Raw genomic sequence first — 14,118 nt, forward strand, 5'->3', positions numbered from 1 at the left:
AGGAGACGAAAATGCTGTTTGCCTTTATCTGCAAAGACAAGCCCGGCCATCTGAACGTGCGCATGGACACGCGCCCGGCTCATCTGGAGCACCTGAACAAGTTGAACGCCGAAGGCACGCTGAAGATTGCCGGACCGTTTCTGGATGCCGAAGGCAAGCCGAATGGCAGCCTTGTCATCGTGGAAGCTGCCGACATCGATGCGGCCAAGGCCCTTGCCGATGCCGATCCCTATGCAAAGGCCGGCCTGTTCGAAAGCGTGGATGTGAAGCCCTATAACTGGGTCTTCAACAATCCGGGGGCGTGACCGGCCATGGCGAATTACTGGCTTTACAAGTCTGAGCCGTTCAAATGGTCCTGGGAAATGCAGAAGGCCAAGGGCGAGGCCGGCGAAGAATGGACCGGCGTGCGCAATTATCAGGCCCGCAACAACATGCGCGCCATGAAAATCGGCGACAAGGGTTTTTTCTACCACTCGAATGAAGGGCTTGATGTCGTCGGCATCGTGGAAGTCTGCGCCCTTTCGCACCCGGATTCGACCGCAGAGGGCGATCTGAAGTGGGATTGCGTGGATATCCGCGCTGTTTGCGACATGCCTAAACCGGTTTCGCTGAAGGATGTGAAGGCCAATCCGAAACTCGAAAAGATGTCGCTGGTCACATCCATGCGGCTTTCGGTGCAGCCTGTGACGGAAGAGGAATATCTCGAAGTCTGCCGCATGGGTGGCCTTTCCAATCCACCGAAATCTCCGGACTGAGCTTTCGGTGAGGACCGATCCCGAACGCTTCATTCTCGACAATACCGGCATCATGCATCCACCACATGTGCCGGAATTGCGCCTTCATCTTGCGACCGAAGCGCATGAGCTGTGGCTGAAGACGGAGGAGGAGTTGGAAGAGATCGGCCTGCCGCCGCCATTCTGGGCTTTCGCCTGGGCTGGTGGACAGGGGCTTGCCCGCTACGTTCTCGATCATCCTGAAAGTGTCTCCGGCAAACGTGTGCTGGATTTCGCCAGCGGTTCCGGACTGGTCGCCATTGCCGCCGTAAAGGCGGGCGCCGCGGCTGTTTTAGCCGCCGATATCGATCCGTGGACGGAAACGGCCATTCGGCTGAATGCGGCTCTCAATGGTGTGGCCATCGATTTTACCGGCCGCAATCTGGTTGGGACGCCGGTTGAGGCGGATGTTCTGCTGGCGGGCGACGTGTTTTATGATCGCGCCTTTGCCGATCTCCTCGTGCCTTGGTTTCTGGAACTGGCGGATAGGGGCGTGACCGTACTCGTCGGCGATCCGGGGCGGGCCTACCTGCCCAAACAGCGCCTTTACGCCGAGGCAACCTATCAGGTGCCGGTGACGCGGGCTCTGGAAGACAGTGAAGTCAAAAAAACCACCGTCTGGCGTTTTGTCTGATTATATCAGGGCCTGATGATGCAGACGCCGTGCTGGTAATCGCAGGCGTCGTCTGTCGTTTCGGCGCGGACGTTGATGATTTTCGCCTTCGGTGCCAGCTGCGCGCCCATATTGACGGTTGCGCCTTGTCGCGAAAGCCCACCATTGATCGCGAAATAATTGCCGTTCCCGCGGACCCTCAAGGCGGATATTCCACCCACATAAGTGCCGCCGGAAAGGGTGGAGGGCAGTCCGTCCGTGGAGAAGCTCAACTGTGACTGACGATGCTGATAATGGTGGCGACTGTAAAAATCACCTGCCGCCGCAGGAGGCAGTGCCGTGAAAATAATGCCTGCAGTCATCACCGCCAGAGCTGCGATTCGACGCTGTAACATGAGCCTCATTCTCCGGATTTTTTTGGTTAACGAATAGTAAATTACATGATTTCGAAATTACGTAAAGGTAAATATTTTGAATGCGTAAATCTTGGAAATGCTCGTTTTTTTATTTTCGAGCAAAAAAATTCCAAAAAAAATTCGTGAACCAATCGATTAAATTGGAATCGGTCATGAAATGTGCTTGTCGTGATGCTCCCATGTGATTAAACGTCGCGGTTGGTGCAATGCACATTCTTTCGTCATGTGCTGTTGCTTGGGGGCGCCCGATCTGACGGGTGCACGGGAAAACGCCGCGAGGTTCTGATGGCGAACGTGACAAATAACCGGCCTCTGTCGCCGCATCTTCAAATTTACAAGCCGATTCCGACGATGGTCGCATCCATCGTGCACCGCATCACGGGTGCGGCGCTTTATTTCGGAACGCTTCTTGTCGCCTGGTGGCTTATCGCACTTGCTTCCGGCCCTGCCTATTACGACTGGGTCAGCTGGGCAATGGGTACGATCATCGGCAAGCTTATCCTGATCGGATATACCTGGGCTCTCGTTCACCACATGCTGGGCGGCCTTCGCCACTTCATGTGGGATCTCGGCCATGGCTTCGAGAAGAACTTCAACACGAAACTCGCCAAGGCGACCTTTGTAGCGTCGATCTGTCTGACCGCGCTGATCTGGGTCATCGCCCTGATCGTGCGCTAAGGAGATAGCCTGTCATGGATATGCGTACACCTCTCGGAAAGGTTCGTGGCCTCGGCTCCGCCAAGGAAGGCACCGACCATTTCTGGCGCCAGCGCCTTACGGCCGTCGCCAACGTGCCCTTGCTGATCTTCTTCGTGGTCTTTCTCATCAAATATGCCGGCGCTCCCTATCCGGAAGTTGCGGCGGCGCTTTCCAACCCTCTCGTTGCGGTCATCATGGGTCTGGTGCTGGTTTCCGGCCTCATTCACATGAAGCTCGGCATGCAGGTCATCATCGAAGACTACGTGCACGGCGAGGTTTCGAAGCTCGTTCTTCTGATGCTCAATACGTTTTTCGCGGTTCTCATTGGCGGTCTTTGCATCTTCGCCATTCTGAAAATCGCATTCGCAGGATAAATCGGCCATGGCATCGATCAGTTCACCTTCCCAGAATGGCAAGGCTTACACCTACGTCGATCACTCCTATGACGTGATCGTGGTGGGCGCCGGCGGCGCGGGTCTGCGCGCAACGCTCGGCATGGCGGAACAGGGGTTCCGCACGGCCTGCATCACCAAGGTTTTCCCGACGCGCTCCCACACGGTCGCGGCGCAGGGCGGCATCGCCGCTTCTCTCACCAACATGACGCCCGACTGTTGGCAGTGGCACCTTTACGACACCGTAAAGGGCTCCGACTGGCTGGGCGACGTCGACGCGATGCAATATCTCGCCATGGAAGCGCCAAAGGCGGTCTATGAGCTGGAGCATTACGGCGTGCCCTTCTCGCGCAATGCCGAGGGCAAGATCTACCAGCGCCCGTTTGGCGGCCACATGCAGAACTACGGCGAAGGCCCGCCGGTGCAGCGCACCTGCGCCGCTGCCGACCGTACCGGCCACGCCATTCTGCACACGCTTTATGGCCAGTCGCTGCGCAACAATGCGGAATTCTTCATCGAATATTTCGCGCTCGATCTCATTATGGCGCCCGATGGCCGCTGCACCGGCGTCGTGGCGTGGAACCTCGATGACGGCACGATCCATCGCTTCTCCGCCAAGATGGTGGTGCTGGCGACCGGTGGTTACGGCCGCGCCTATTTCTCGGCGACCTCGGCTCATACCTGCACCGGCGACGGCGGCGGTATGATCGCACGTGCCGGCCTGCCGCTTCAGGATATGGAATTCGTTCAGTTCCACCCGACCGGCATTTACGGCGCGGGCTGCCTGATCACCGAAGGCGCGCGCGGCGAGGGCGGTTATCTCGTCAACTCCGAAGGCGAGCGCTTCATGGAGCGTTATGCTCCTTCGGCGAAGGACCTTGCTTCGCGTGACGTGGTGTCTCGCTGCATGACGATGGAAATCCGCGAGGGTCGTGGCGTCGGCAAGAACAAGGACCACATCTTCCTGCATCTCGATCACCTTGATCCGGCGATCCTGCACGAGCGTCTTCCGGGCATTTCCGAAAGTGCCAAGATTTTCGCCGGCGTTGACGTGACGCGCGAGCCGATCCCGGTCCTGCCGACCGTTCACTACAATATGGGCGGCATTCCGACCAACTATTGGGGCGAAGTGCTGAACGCCAACGCCGAGAACCCGGAACGCATCGCTCCCGGCCTGATGGCCGTTGGCGAAGCCGGTTGCGCCTCGGTTCACGGCGCGAACCGCCTCGGCTCCAACTCGCTGATCGACCTTGTGGTCTTCGGCCGCGCTGCCGCCATCCGTGCAGCCCAGGTCATCGACCGCGATGCGCCGGTTCCTGCTCTCGACACGGCTGCCTGCGACAAGATCATGGATCGCTTCGACAGCCTGCGTTATGCCAACGGCTCGACGCCGACGGCGGTGCTGCGTGACAAGATGCAGCGCGCCATGCAGGACGATGCCGCCGTATTCCGCACACAGGAATCGCTGGAAAGCGGTTGCCAGCGCATTTCCGCCATCTGGAAGGAACTGCCTGACGTCAAGGTTACCGACCGTTCGATGGTCTGGAACTCCGATCTGGTGGAAACGCTCGAGCTGCACAATCTGATGGCCAACGCGATCACCACGGTCTATGGCGCGGAAGCGCGCAAGGAAAGCCGCGGTTCGCATGCCCGTGAGGATTTCGTCGATGGTCCGTTCGGCGGTCGCGACGACGTGAACTGGCGCAAGCACACGCTTGCCTGGGTCAGCCCTGAAGGTGATGTCAAGCTCGACTACCGCCCTGTTCACACCGACCTGATCGCCGACGGCATCGATCCGAAAAAGATCGAGCCGAAGGCTCGCGTCTACTGATTTGAGGAACTGGATATGGTTGAACTCGCTCTCCCCAAGAATTCCCAGATCAGCGAAGGCAAAGTCTGGCCGAAGCCGGATGGTGCCAAGAACGTTCGCGAATACCGGATCTATCGCTGGAACCCGGATGATGGCCAGAACCCGCGCATCGATACCTATTATATCGATATCGACGATTGCGGGCCGATGGTTCTCGATGCGCTGCTGTACATCAAGAACAATATCGACCCGACGCTGACGCTGCGCCGCTCCTGCCGTGAAGGCATTTGCGGTTCCTGCGCTATGAACATCGACGGCACCAACACGCTCGCCTGCACCAAGGGCATGGAAGAGATCAAGGGAACGGTGAAGGTCTATCCGCTGCCGCATATGCCAGTGGTGAAGGACCTCGTTCCGGACCTGTCGAACTTCTACGCGCAGCACCGCTCCATCGAGCCGTGGCTGAAGACGGTTTCGCCGACGCCTGCCAAGGAATGGAAGCAGAGCCATGAGGACCGCCTGAAGCTCGACGGTCTCTACGAGTGCATTCTGTGCGCCTGCTGCTCCACTTCCTGTCCCAGCTACTGGTGGAACGGCGACCGTTACCTCGGCCCCGCCGTTCTGCTGCAAGCCTATCGCTGGCTGATCGACAGCCGCGACGAAGCAACCGGCGAACGTCTTGATGATCTCGAAGATCCGTTCCGTCTTTATCGCTGCCACACCATCATGAACTGCGCGCAGGCTTGCCCGAAGGGTCTCAACCCGGCCAAGGCGATCGCGGAAATCAAGAAGATGATGGTCGAGCGTCGCGTCTGAAGACGATTCGTTTGGACAGAAAATCTATCGGGCCGCGGTTTGGACTGCGGCCCTTTTTTACAACCGGGCGCGGGAAATTTCGGTAAAAATCGACCGAAATGGTAATTATCCCAGCCATCGCTTGCGCAAGATAAGGCTTTGGTAATAATTCAGCCTTCTTGTTTGATCATGGTCTTTCCGGAAGCGAGAGAATCGGGAGCTTGATATGCAATTCAGATATGTGGTGACGGGTCTTGCGGTTGTAATGAGCCTGGCCGGTTGCCAACGTACCTCCTACGATTACAACAACAACACCAGCAACAATCCCGGTTATACGCCGCCGTTGCAGGCACAGCCGGTTCCCTCCGTTCAGTCTGGCGCCCTGCCGCCACCCGGTGGTGCTTCCGGCAGTCAGTTCCCGTCGGCACCCGCTTCTGCGACGCCTGGCGGCACTGATATGGCGTCGGCCGCTCCGCCGACAACGGCGCTTGATGTCACCAAGGAATCCATGGTCGGCAACTGGCGTGTTTCCAATGGCGGCGCCAATTGCGACATGTTCCTGACGCTTACCAATCTCGGCAGCGGTTCTCGTGGCGGCACGCGTGGCTGCTCCGGCGAACTCACGGCGATGGGGTCATGGGAAGTGTCCGGCAAGATGGTCCTCTTCAAGAACCGTTCCGGCGATACGATCGGCCGCGTCTACAAGAGCGCCGATGCGCGTTTTGACGGCACGACGAATAGCGGCCAGCCGCTGAGCCTCAGCCGATAGAGCATCTCCGGTGCATCCGGATCGCCTCGCCTGTTTCAAGCCATTCCATTCGTCGCGGGCGTCCGTCCGCGACCGGGGCGCTTTTCCATGAAGCCATTGCCTGACTACAACCATAGTGTCGTTGAACAGCTCAACGCATTGACGGCAGCTGGCACCTTGCAGGCGGATGCCGCACAACGCGGCGTTGCGGCCCACCTCGACCGTATCCTTGCCGATTTGAAAGCGCGCAAACCCGCCAGGAAAAAAAGCGCACTCGGCTGGATGTTTGCTCGCAAGGCTGGCCCGGCCGCCTTCGTCAAGGGACTGTATGTCCATGGCAGCGTTGGCCGCGGCAAGACGATGCTGATGGACATGTTCTACGAGATGGCGCCCGTCTCTTCCAAACGGCGCTGCCATTTTCACGAATTCATGGCTGATGTCCATAATCGCGTGCACGCGCATCGGCAGAAGCTCAAGAATGGCGAAACCAAGCAGGCCGATCCCATTCCTCCTGTGGCAGCCCAGCTTCTGGCGGAAGCGGAGCTTCTTTGCTTCGATGAGTTCACCGTCACGGATATTGCCGATGCGATGATCCTCGCCCGGCTGTTCAGCGAGCTTTTTGCCAATGGCTGCACACTGGTAACAACGTCCAATGTTGTGCCCGACAATCTTTACAAGGACGGGCTTAATCGCGGTCTGTTTCTGCCCTTTGTCGATTTGCTGAAGAAGCATGTGGAAGTGGTAACGCTGGACAGTCCCACCGATTACCGCATGGAAAAGCTGGAAAGCCTGCCGGTCTATGTCACGCCACTCGACGGTGCGGCGGATCAGGCGATGGATATGGCCTGGCGGCACATGACCGGTGGCCATCTTGTCGCGCCAACCGAAATACCGATGAAGGGCCGCTCCATTCTGGTGCCGCGCGCCAGCGGCCGTGTGGCCCGCTTTTCCTTCTCCGACCTTTGCGAAAAGCCGCTCGGCGCTTCTGATTTTCTCGCGATAGCCAATCGTTTCGATACAGTCTTCATCGACCACATCCCGTTTCTCAATGCCGACAAACGGAACGAAACCAAGCGTTTTATCATTCTCATAGACGCGCTGTACGATCACAGCGTCCGCCTCTTCGCCTCCGCTGCGGCCATGCCCGAGGACCTGCTCGGCAAGCGCAAGGGCACCGAAGGTTTCGAGTTCGATCGCACCGCCTCGCGCCTGTTTGAGATGCGCAGTGCAGATTATCTGGTGCTCCACCATGAAAAACGGCAGAAAGTTTGACACTTTCGTGACGCATTCTCTTACGTTTACGTAAGAAAATATTGATCTAAACGATTGAAAATATTCATGCCAAAAGAATCTGTTGCCAATTTTGGTCAATGGGGCTAATCGAAGTGCGACAATTTGGCTGCCGGTGGCGTGGTGAAATTGAATTGAAGCTCTAGAGGAAGCATTCGATGGCTCGCAAAAAGATTGCACTTATTGGTTCTGGCATGATCGGCGGCACGCTGGCGCATCTCGCCAGCCTGAAGGAACTGGGCGATATCGTCCTCTTCGATATTGCCGACGGCATCCCGCAGGGCAAAGGTCTGGATATTGCCCAGTCCGGACCGGTTGAAGGTTTCAATGCCAAGCTCACTGGCGCGTCCGACTACGCTGCCATCGAAGGCGCTGATGTCTGCATCGTCACCGCAGGCGTCGCCCGCAAGCCCGGCATGAGCCGCGACGATCTTCTCGGCATCAATCTCAAGGTCATGGAGCAGGTCGGCGCCGGCATCAAGAAATATGCCCCGAACGCTTTCGTCATCTGCATCACCAACCCGCTGGACGCCATGGTCTGGGCGCTTCAGAAGTTTTCCGGTCTTCCGAAGAACAAGGTCGTCGGCATGGCCGGCGTTCTCGACAGCGCTCGCTTCCGCCTGTTCCTCGCCGAAGAGTTCAACGTTTCGGTTCAGGACGTAACAGCATTCGTTCTCGGCGGCCACGGCGATACGATGGTGCCTTTGGCGCGTTACTCCACCGTTGGCGGCATTCCGCTGACCGATCTCGTCAAGATGGGCTGGCTCACCGCCGAGCGTCTCGAAGAGATCATCCAGCGCACCCGCGACGGCGGTGCGGAAATCGTCGGCCTGCTGAAGACCGGCTCGGCCTATTACGCGCCCGCCGCTTCGGCGATCGAAATGGCTGAATCCTACCTCAAGGACAAGAAGCGCGTTCTGCCCGCCGCTGCCCATCTGTCGGGCCAGTACGGCGTGGACGATATGTATGTCGGCGTGCCCACCATCATCGGCGCCGGTGGTATCGAGCGCATCATCGAGATCGAGCTGAACAAGGATGAAGAAGCCGCCTTCCAGAAGTCCGTCGGCGCTGTTGCCGGTCTTTGCGAAGCCTGCATCAACATCGCTCCGTCGCTGAAGTAATAGCCTGACGCATCGGCGCAAAACCGGATTGGATTTTTGCAAGGCACGATGCGTAGATTCAACAGCTTGAAGCGCCCTGCGTCAGATAAGGATGCAGGGCGCTTCAAGCGGCTCCAAACAGGGATTATTCCATGAATATTCACGAATATCAGGCCAAGGCTCTTCTGAAGGGCTATGGTGCGCCGGTCGCTGAAGGCGTCGCCATCCTCAAGGTCGAAGAAGCCGAAGCCGCCGCAAAGCAGCTTCCCGGCCCGCTCTACGTCGTCAAGAGCCAGATTCACGCTGGCGGCCGCGGCAAGGGCAAGTTCAAGGAACTCGGCCCCGACGCCAAGGGTGGCGTTCGTCTCGCAAAGACGATCGAAGAAGTCGTTTCCCACTCGAAGGATATGCTCGGCAACACGCTGGTAACGGCGCAGACGGGCGATGCCGGCAAGCAGGTCAACCGCCTTTACATCGAAGACGGTGCGGATATCGCTCGCGAGCTTTACTGCTCGCTGCTGGTTGATCGCTCGGTCGGTCGCGTTGCTTTCGTGGTTTCCACCGAAGGCGGCATGGATATCGAAGCTGTTGCCCACGACACGCCCGAGAAGATCCACACCATCGCCATCGACCCGGAAAAGGGTGTGAGCGACGCTGACGTTGCTGCGATCTCCAAGGCGCTCGAGCTTGAGGGTGTTGCTGCGGAAGACGCCAAGGCGCTGTTCCCGATCCTCTACAAGGCCTTCAACGAGAAGGACATGGCTCTCCTCGAGGTTAACCCGCTGATCGTCATGGAAAACGGTCATCTGCGCGTTCTCGATGCCAAGATGTCCTTCGACGGCAACGCGCTGTTCCGCCACGACGACGTCAAGGCGCTGCGCGACGAGACCGAAGAAGACGCTAAGGAAATCGAAGCCTCCAAGTGGGACCTCGCTTACGTTGCGCTCGATGGGAACATCGGCTGCATGGTCAATGGTGCCGGTCTCGCCATGGCGACGATGGACATCATCAAGCTTTACGGCAAGGAGCCGGCAAACTTCTGTGACGTCGGCGGCGGCGCCGGCAAGGAGAAGGTTGCTGCAGCTTTCAAGATTATCACGGCTGACCCGAAGGTCGAGGGTATCCTCGTCAACATCTTCGGCGGCATCATGAAGTGCGACGTCATCGCCGAAGGTGTTATCGCCGCGGTGAAGGAAGTCGGTTTGCAGGTTCCGCTCGTTGTTCGCCTCGAAGGCACCAACGTCGAACTTGGCAAGAAGCTCCTGAACGAATCGGGCCTTGCGATTACGGCTGCTGACGACCTGGACGACGCAGCCAAGAAGATCGTCGCGGCGATCAACGGCTAATTGAGGGACCGGAAATAATGTCTATTCTTGTTAATAAAGACACCAAGATCCTCGTTCAGGGTCTGACCGGCAAGACCGGTACCTTCCACACCGAACAGGCGCTTGCTTATTACGGCACGCAGATGGTTGGTGGTATTCACCCGAAGAAGGGTGGCGAAACCTGGACCGGCTCCAAGGGCGAAAGCCTGCCGATCTTCGCAACGGTTGCAGAAGCCAAGGAAAAGACCGGCGCAGACGCATCCGTGATCTATGTTCCGCCGGCAGGTGCAGCCGACGCCATCATCGAAGCCATCGAGGCTGAGATCCCCTTCATCACCTGCATCACCGAAGGTATTCCGGTGATGGACATGGTGCGCGTCAAGGCTCGCCTCGACCGTTCGAACTCGCGCCTGCTCGGTCCCAACTGCCCGGGCATCATGACGCCTGAAGAATGCAAGATCGGCATCATGCCGGGCTCGATCTTCCGCAAGGGTTCGGTCGGTATCGTTTCGCGCTCCGGCACGCTGACCTATGAAGCCGTATTCCAGACATCCAACGAAGGCCTCGGCCAGACGACGGCTGTCGGCATCGGCGGCGACCCGGTCAAGGGCACCGAGTTCATCGACGTGCTGGAAATGTTCCTGGCCGACGAAGCCACGCAGTCGATCATCATGATCGGCGAAATCGGCGGTTCGGCTGAAGAAGATGCGGCACAGTTCCTGATCGACGAAGCCAAGAAGGGCCGCAAGAAGCCGATGGCTGGCTTTATCGCGGGCCGTACGGCTCCGAAGGGCCGCACCATGGGCCACGCCGGCGCTGTCGTTTCCGGCGGCAAGGGCGATGCGGAATCGAAGATCGCAGCGATGGAAGCTGCAGGCATCAAGGTATCGCCTTCCCCGGCGCGCCTCGGCAAGACGCTGGTTGAAGTCCTCAAGGGCTGAGACCACATGAGACCGGTAACGGGCGGTGCGGCTCTAACGCCACGCTGCCCGAAGCCGCAAAGAACGACAGACAGACGGCATACCGCCCCGGCGGCAGACAGCAATAATCAAGCGGCAGGCCGATAAACGGCCCTAACGGCATCGAGGAGGCGGACGGACAAGTCCGCAAGAACACAATGGCAAGGCAAGAAGCGAACGAGCAGTTTCAGATCACGTCGTTTCTGGACGGCGCGAATGCAGCCTATATCGAGCAGCTCTATGCCCGGTACGAAGAGGATCCCTCTTCCGTGTCGCCGGAGTGGCAGAGCTTCTTCAAGGCGTTGTCCGACAATCCGGAAGACGTGAAGAAGGCAGCCAAGGGCGCCTCCTGGAAGCGCGCCAACTGGCCGATCCCGGCAAACGGCGACCTGGTATCCGCGCTTGATGGCAACTGGGCTACGGTCGAGAAGGCCATCGAGAAGAAGGTTCAGGCGAAGGCCGAGGCCAAGAGCGCCGATACCGGCAAGGCCGTCAGCCCGGCCGAAGTGCTTCAGGCGACCCGTGACAGCGTCCGCGCCATCATGATGATCCGCGCCTACCGCATGCGTGGCCATCTGCACGCCAAGCTCGACCCGCTCGGCATCGCCAGCGCCGTTGAGGACTATAACGAGCTTTCGCCGAAGTCCTATGGCTTCGAGGAAAGCGACTACGACCGCAAGATTTTCATCGATAACGTCCTCGGTCTCGAATACGCGACCGTGCGCGAAATGGTCGACATTCTCGAGCGCACCTATTGCTCGACGCTCGGCGTCGAATTCATGCATATGTCCAACCCGGAAGAAAAGGGCTGGATCCAGGAACGCATCGAAGGTCCCGACAAGGGTGTGGACTTCACGCCGGAAGGCAAGAAGGCGATTCTGTCCAAGCTCGTCGAAGCCGAAGGCTACGAGCAGTTCCTCGACGTGCGTTTCAAGGGTACGAAGCGTTTCGGCCTCGATGGTGGTGAATCGCTGATCCCGGCACTTGAGCAGATCATCAAGCGCGGCGGCCAGGACGGTCTGGAAGAAGTCGTGCTCGGCATGGCTCACCGCGGCCGCCTGAACGTTCTGACCAACGTGATGGGCAAGCCGCACCGCGCCGTGTTCCACGAGTTCAAGGGCGGTTCGTTCAAGCCTGATGACGTCGAAGGTTCCGGTGACGTGAAGTACCATCTCGGTGCCTCCTCAGACCGCGAATTCGACGGCAACAAGGTTCACCTCTCGCTGACGGCCAACCCGTCGCACCTTGAAATCGTCAACCCTGTCGTCATGGGCAAGGCCCGCGCCAAGCAGGACCAGCTTGCCAAGACATGGGACGGTGACATCATTCCGCTGTCGGAACGCGCCAAGGTGCTGCCGCTCCTGTTGCACGGCGATGCCGCTTTTGCGGGTCAGGGCGTGGTAGCCGAAATTCTCGGCCTCTCCGGCCTGCGCGGTCACCGCGTTGCCGGTACCATGCACTTCATCATCAACAACCAGATCGGCTTCACGACGAACCCGGCCTTCTCGCGCTCGTCGCCCTATCCGTCCGACGTTGCCAAGATGATCGAGGCGCCGATCTTCCACGTTAACGGTGATGATCCGGAAGCGGTGGTTTATGCGGCAAAGGTTGCAACCGAATACCGCATGAAGTTCCACAAGCCTGTCGTCATCGACATGTTCTGTTACCGTCGCTTCGGCCATAACGAAGGCGACGAGCCTGCGTTCACGCAGCCGAAGATGTACAAGGTCATCCGTGGCCACAAGACTGTCGCCCGCATCTATGCCGACCGCCTGATTGCGGAAGGCCTGATCACCGAAGGCGATTTCGAGAAGATCAAGGCCGATTGGCGCGCCCATCTCGAGCAGGAGTTCGAGGCAGGCCAGTCCTACAAGCCGAACAAGGCCGACTGGCTGGATGGTCAGTGGTCCGGTCTGCGCGCCGCCGACAATGCCGATGAGCAGCGTCGTGGCAAGACCGGCGTGCCGATGAAGCAGCTGAAGGAAATCGGCAAGAAGCTGTCGACCATTCCGGAAGGCTTCAGCGCACACCGCACAATCCAGCGCTTCATGGAAAACCGTGCTCAGATGGTCGAGACTGGCGAGGGGCTGGACTGGGCGATGGCTGAGGCTCTGGCCTTCGGTTCGCTGGTCGTAGACGGCCACAAGATCCGTCTGTCCGGTCAGGATTGCGAACGCGGCACCTTCTCGCAGCGCCACTCGGTTCTCTATGATCAGGAGACAGAAGAGCGTTACATCCCGCTTGCCAATCTTTCGCCGACGCAGGCCCGTTACGAAGTCATCAACTCGATGCTTTCGGAAGAAGCGGTTCTCGGTTTCGAATATGGCTATTCGCTTGCCCGCCCGAATGCACTGACGCTCTGGGAAGCCCAGTTCGGCGACTTCGCCAACGGCGCCCAGGTGGTGTTCGACCAGTTTATCTCTTCGGGTGAACGCAAGTGGCTGCGCATGTCCGGTCTCGTCTGCCTCCTTCCGCATGGTTATGAAGGTCAGGGTCCGGAACATTCGTCCGCCCGTCTGGAACGCTGGTTGCAGATGTGCGCCGAGGACAACATGCAGGTTGCCAACGTTACGACGCCGGCTAACTACTTCCATATCCTGCGCCGCCAGATGAAGCGTGACTTCCGCAAGCCGCTCATCCTGATGACGCCGAAGTCCCTGCTGCGTCACAAGCGCGCCACCTCGTCGCTTGCGGAGCTTGCAGGCGAATCCTCCTTCCACCGTCTCCTGTGGGACGATGCGGAGGTCATCAAGGATGGTCCGATCAAGCTGCAGAAGGATTCGAAGATCCGCCGCGTCGTCATGTGCACGGGCAAGGTCTATTACGATCTGCTCGAGGAGCGTGAAAAGCGCGGTATTGACGACATCTACCTGCTGCGTGTCGAACAGCTCTATCCGTTCCCGGCCAAGGCGCTCATCAACGAGCTTTCCCGTTTCCGTAACGCGGAAATGGTCTGGTGCCAGGAAGAGCCGAAGAACATGGGTGCGTGGTCGTTCATCGATCCTTACCTTGAATGGGTTCTGGCGCATATCGACGCCAAGTACCAGAAGGTCCGTTACACGGGCCGTCCGGCTGCCGCCTCTCCGGCGACCGGCCTGATGTCCAAGCATCTGGCGCAGCTTGCTGCGTTCCTGGAAGACGCGCTGGGAGAGTGAGAACTCTCCCGCATCGCCCCGCAAAAAAGACACCCGAATAACG

General features: G+C 58.8%; 14 protein-coding genes. 13 read left to right on the top strand and 1 reads right to left on the bottom strand.

Annotated elements, in window-relative coordinates; genetic code table 11:
- Positions 1 to 11 precede the first annotated feature (11 nt).
- From T18_RS15420 to T18_RS15430, 3 genes are read left to right on the top strand one after another with little or no spacing between them, the layout of a single operon-like run.
- On the top strand, positions 12 to 305 hold the full coding sequence (locus tag T18_RS15420; protein ID WP_003516711.1) for a YciI-like protein: 294 nt from the start codon (positions 12 to 14) through the stop codon (positions 303 to 305).
- A 6-nt stretch (positions 306 to 311) separates the two neighbouring features.
- A complete protein-coding gene (locus tag T18_RS15425) occupies positions 312 to 755 on the top strand; it encodes an EVE domain-containing protein (RefSeq protein WP_003516712.1) in 444 nt (147 codons plus the stop codon).
- A 7-nt stretch (positions 756 to 762) separates the two neighbouring features.
- Entirely contained in the window at positions 763 to 1,407 is a 645-nt protein-coding gene (locus T18_RS15430) for a class I SAM-dependent methyltransferase (protein ID WP_038492363.1), read from the top strand.
- A gap of 5 nt (positions 1,408 to 1,412) precedes the next feature.
- On the opposite strand, the gene T18_RS15435 is transcribed toward T18_RS15430, so the two are convergent.
- On the bottom strand, positions 1,413 to 1,781 hold the full coding sequence (locus T18_RS15435; protein WP_038492360.1) for a hypothetical protein: 369 nt from the start codon (positions 1,779 to 1,781) through the stop codon (positions 1,413 to 1,415).
- Positions 1,782 to 2,087: 306 nt separating this feature from the next.
- Here T18_RS15435 and sdhC point away from each other — a divergent pair, with 306 nt between their 5' ends.
- The 10 genes from sdhC to T18_RS15485 all read left to right on the top strand — a co-directional run bounded on the left by sdhC (position 2,088) and on the right by T18_RS15485 (position 14,075).
- Complete coding sequence (sdhC, locus tag T18_RS15440) at positions 2,088 to 2,480, top strand: succinate dehydrogenase, cytochrome b556 subunit (protein ID WP_013636889.1); 393 nt, start codon at positions 2,088 to 2,090, stop codon at positions 2,478 to 2,480.
- A 14-nt stretch (positions 2,481 to 2,494) separates the two neighbouring features.
- Positions 2,495 to 2,875 (top strand): succinate dehydrogenase, hydrophobic membrane anchor protein, encoded by a 381-nt coding sequence (sdhD, locus tag T18_RS15445; RefSeq protein WP_003516716.1) that lies wholly within the window; start codon positions 2,495 to 2,497, stop codon positions 2,873 to 2,875.
- A gap of 7 nt (positions 2,876 to 2,882) precedes the next feature.
- Entirely contained in the window at positions 2,883 to 4,724 is a 1,842-nt protein-coding gene (sdhA, locus tag T18_RS15450; protein ID WP_013636888.1) for a succinate dehydrogenase flavoprotein subunit, read from the top strand.
- Between the two features lie 15 nt (positions 4,725 to 4,739).
- Positions 4,740 to 5,519, top strand: coding sequence for a succinate dehydrogenase iron-sulfur subunit (locus T18_RS15455; protein WP_003516718.1), 780 nt, complete (start codon positions 4,740 to 4,742; stop codon positions 5,517 to 5,519).
- Between the two features lie 205 nt (positions 5,520 to 5,724).
- Positions 5,725 to 6,267, top strand: coding sequence for a protease inhibitor Inh/omp19 family protein (locus T18_RS15460; protein ID WP_003516719.1), 543 nt, complete (start codon positions 5,725 to 5,727; stop codon positions 6,265 to 6,267).
- Between the two features lie 87 nt (positions 6,268 to 6,354).
- The gene (gene zapE / locus T18_RS15465) at positions 6,355 to 7,518 is read left to right on the top strand and encodes a cell division protein ZapE (protein ID WP_013636887.1); all 1,164 of its coding nucleotides are present in this window, start codon (positions 6,355 to 6,357) and stop codon (positions 7,516 to 7,518) included.
- 176 nt (positions 7,519 to 7,694) lie between these two features.
- A complete protein-coding gene (gene mdh, locus T18_RS15470) occupies positions 7,695 to 8,657 on the top strand; it encodes a malate dehydrogenase (RefSeq protein WP_003516723.1) in 963 nt (320 codons plus the stop codon).
- A 131-nt stretch (positions 8,658 to 8,788) separates the two neighbouring features.
- Entirely contained in the window at positions 8,789 to 9,982 is a 1,194-nt protein-coding gene (gene sucC / locus T18_RS15475) for an ADP-forming succinate--CoA ligase subunit beta (RefSeq protein ID WP_003516725.1), read from the top strand.
- Positions 9,983 to 9,999: 17 nt separating this feature from the next.
- Positions 10,000 to 10,902 carry a succinate--CoA ligase subunit alpha gene (sucD, locus tag T18_RS15480; protein ID WP_003516727.1) on the top strand — a complete coding sequence of 301 codons (903 nt, stop codon included), beginning with the start codon at positions 10,000 to 10,002 and terminating at the stop codon, positions 10,900 to 10,902.
- A 176-nt stretch (positions 10,903 to 11,078) separates the two neighbouring features.
- Positions 11,079 to 14,075, top strand: a complete 2,997-nt coding sequence (locus T18_RS15485) for a 2-oxoglutarate dehydrogenase E1 component (RefSeq protein ID WP_003516728.1) — start codon at positions 11,079 to 11,081, stop codon at positions 14,073 to 14,075.
- Positions 14,076 to 14,118: the final 43 nt, after the last annotated feature.

The organism is Rhizobium sp. TBD182 (genome assembly GCF_001950375.1).
Lineage (GTDB): Bacteria > Pseudomonadota > Alphaproteobacteria > Rhizobiales > Rhizobiaceae > Agrobacterium > Agrobacterium tumefaciens.

Coding starts and splice junctions, on each gene's coding strand:
- mdh (WP_003516723.1), top strand. CDS start 7,695: ATGGCTCGCAAAAAGATTGCACTTATTGGTTCTGGCATGATCGGCGGC.
- T18_RS15420 (WP_003516711.1), top strand. CDS start 12: ATGCTGTTTGCCTTTATCTGCAAAGACAAGCCCGGCCATCTGAACGTG.
- T18_RS15435 (WP_038492360.1), bottom strand. CDS start 1,781: ATGTTACAGCGTCGAATCGCAGCTCTGGCGGTGATGACTGCAGGCATT.
- zapE (WP_013636887.1), top strand. CDS start 6,355: ATGAAGCCATTGCCTGACTACAACCATAGTGTCGTTGAACAGCTCAAC.
- sdhC (WP_013636889.1), top strand. CDS start 2,088: ATGGCGAACGTGACAAATAACCGGCCTCTGTCGCCGCATCTTCAAATT.
- sucC (WP_003516725.1), top strand. CDS start 8,789: ATGAATATTCACGAATATCAGGCCAAGGCTCTTCTGAAGGGCTATGGT.
- sucD (WP_003516727.1), top strand. CDS start 10,000: ATGTCTATTCTTGTTAATAAAGACACCAAGATCCTCGTTCAGGGTCTG.
- T18_RS15455 (WP_003516718.1), top strand. CDS start 4,740: ATGGTTGAACTCGCTCTCCCCAAGAATTCCCAGATCAGCGAAGGCAAA.
- T18_RS15460 (WP_003516719.1), top strand. CDS start 5,725: ATGCAATTCAGATATGTGGTGACGGGTCTTGCGGTTGTAATGAGCCTG.
- sdhD (WP_003516716.1), top strand. CDS start 2,495: ATGGATATGCGTACACCTCTCGGAAAGGTTCGTGGCCTCGGCTCCGCC.
- sdhA (WP_013636888.1), top strand. CDS start 2,883: ATGGCATCGATCAGTTCACCTTCCCAGAATGGCAAGGCTTACACCTAC.
- T18_RS15485 (WP_003516728.1), top strand. CDS start 11,079: ATGGCAAGGCAAGAAGCGAACGAGCAGTTTCAGATCACGTCGTTTCTG.
- T18_RS15425 (WP_003516712.1), top strand. CDS start 312: ATGGCGAATTACTGGCTTTACAAGTCTGAGCCGTTCAAATGGTCCTGG.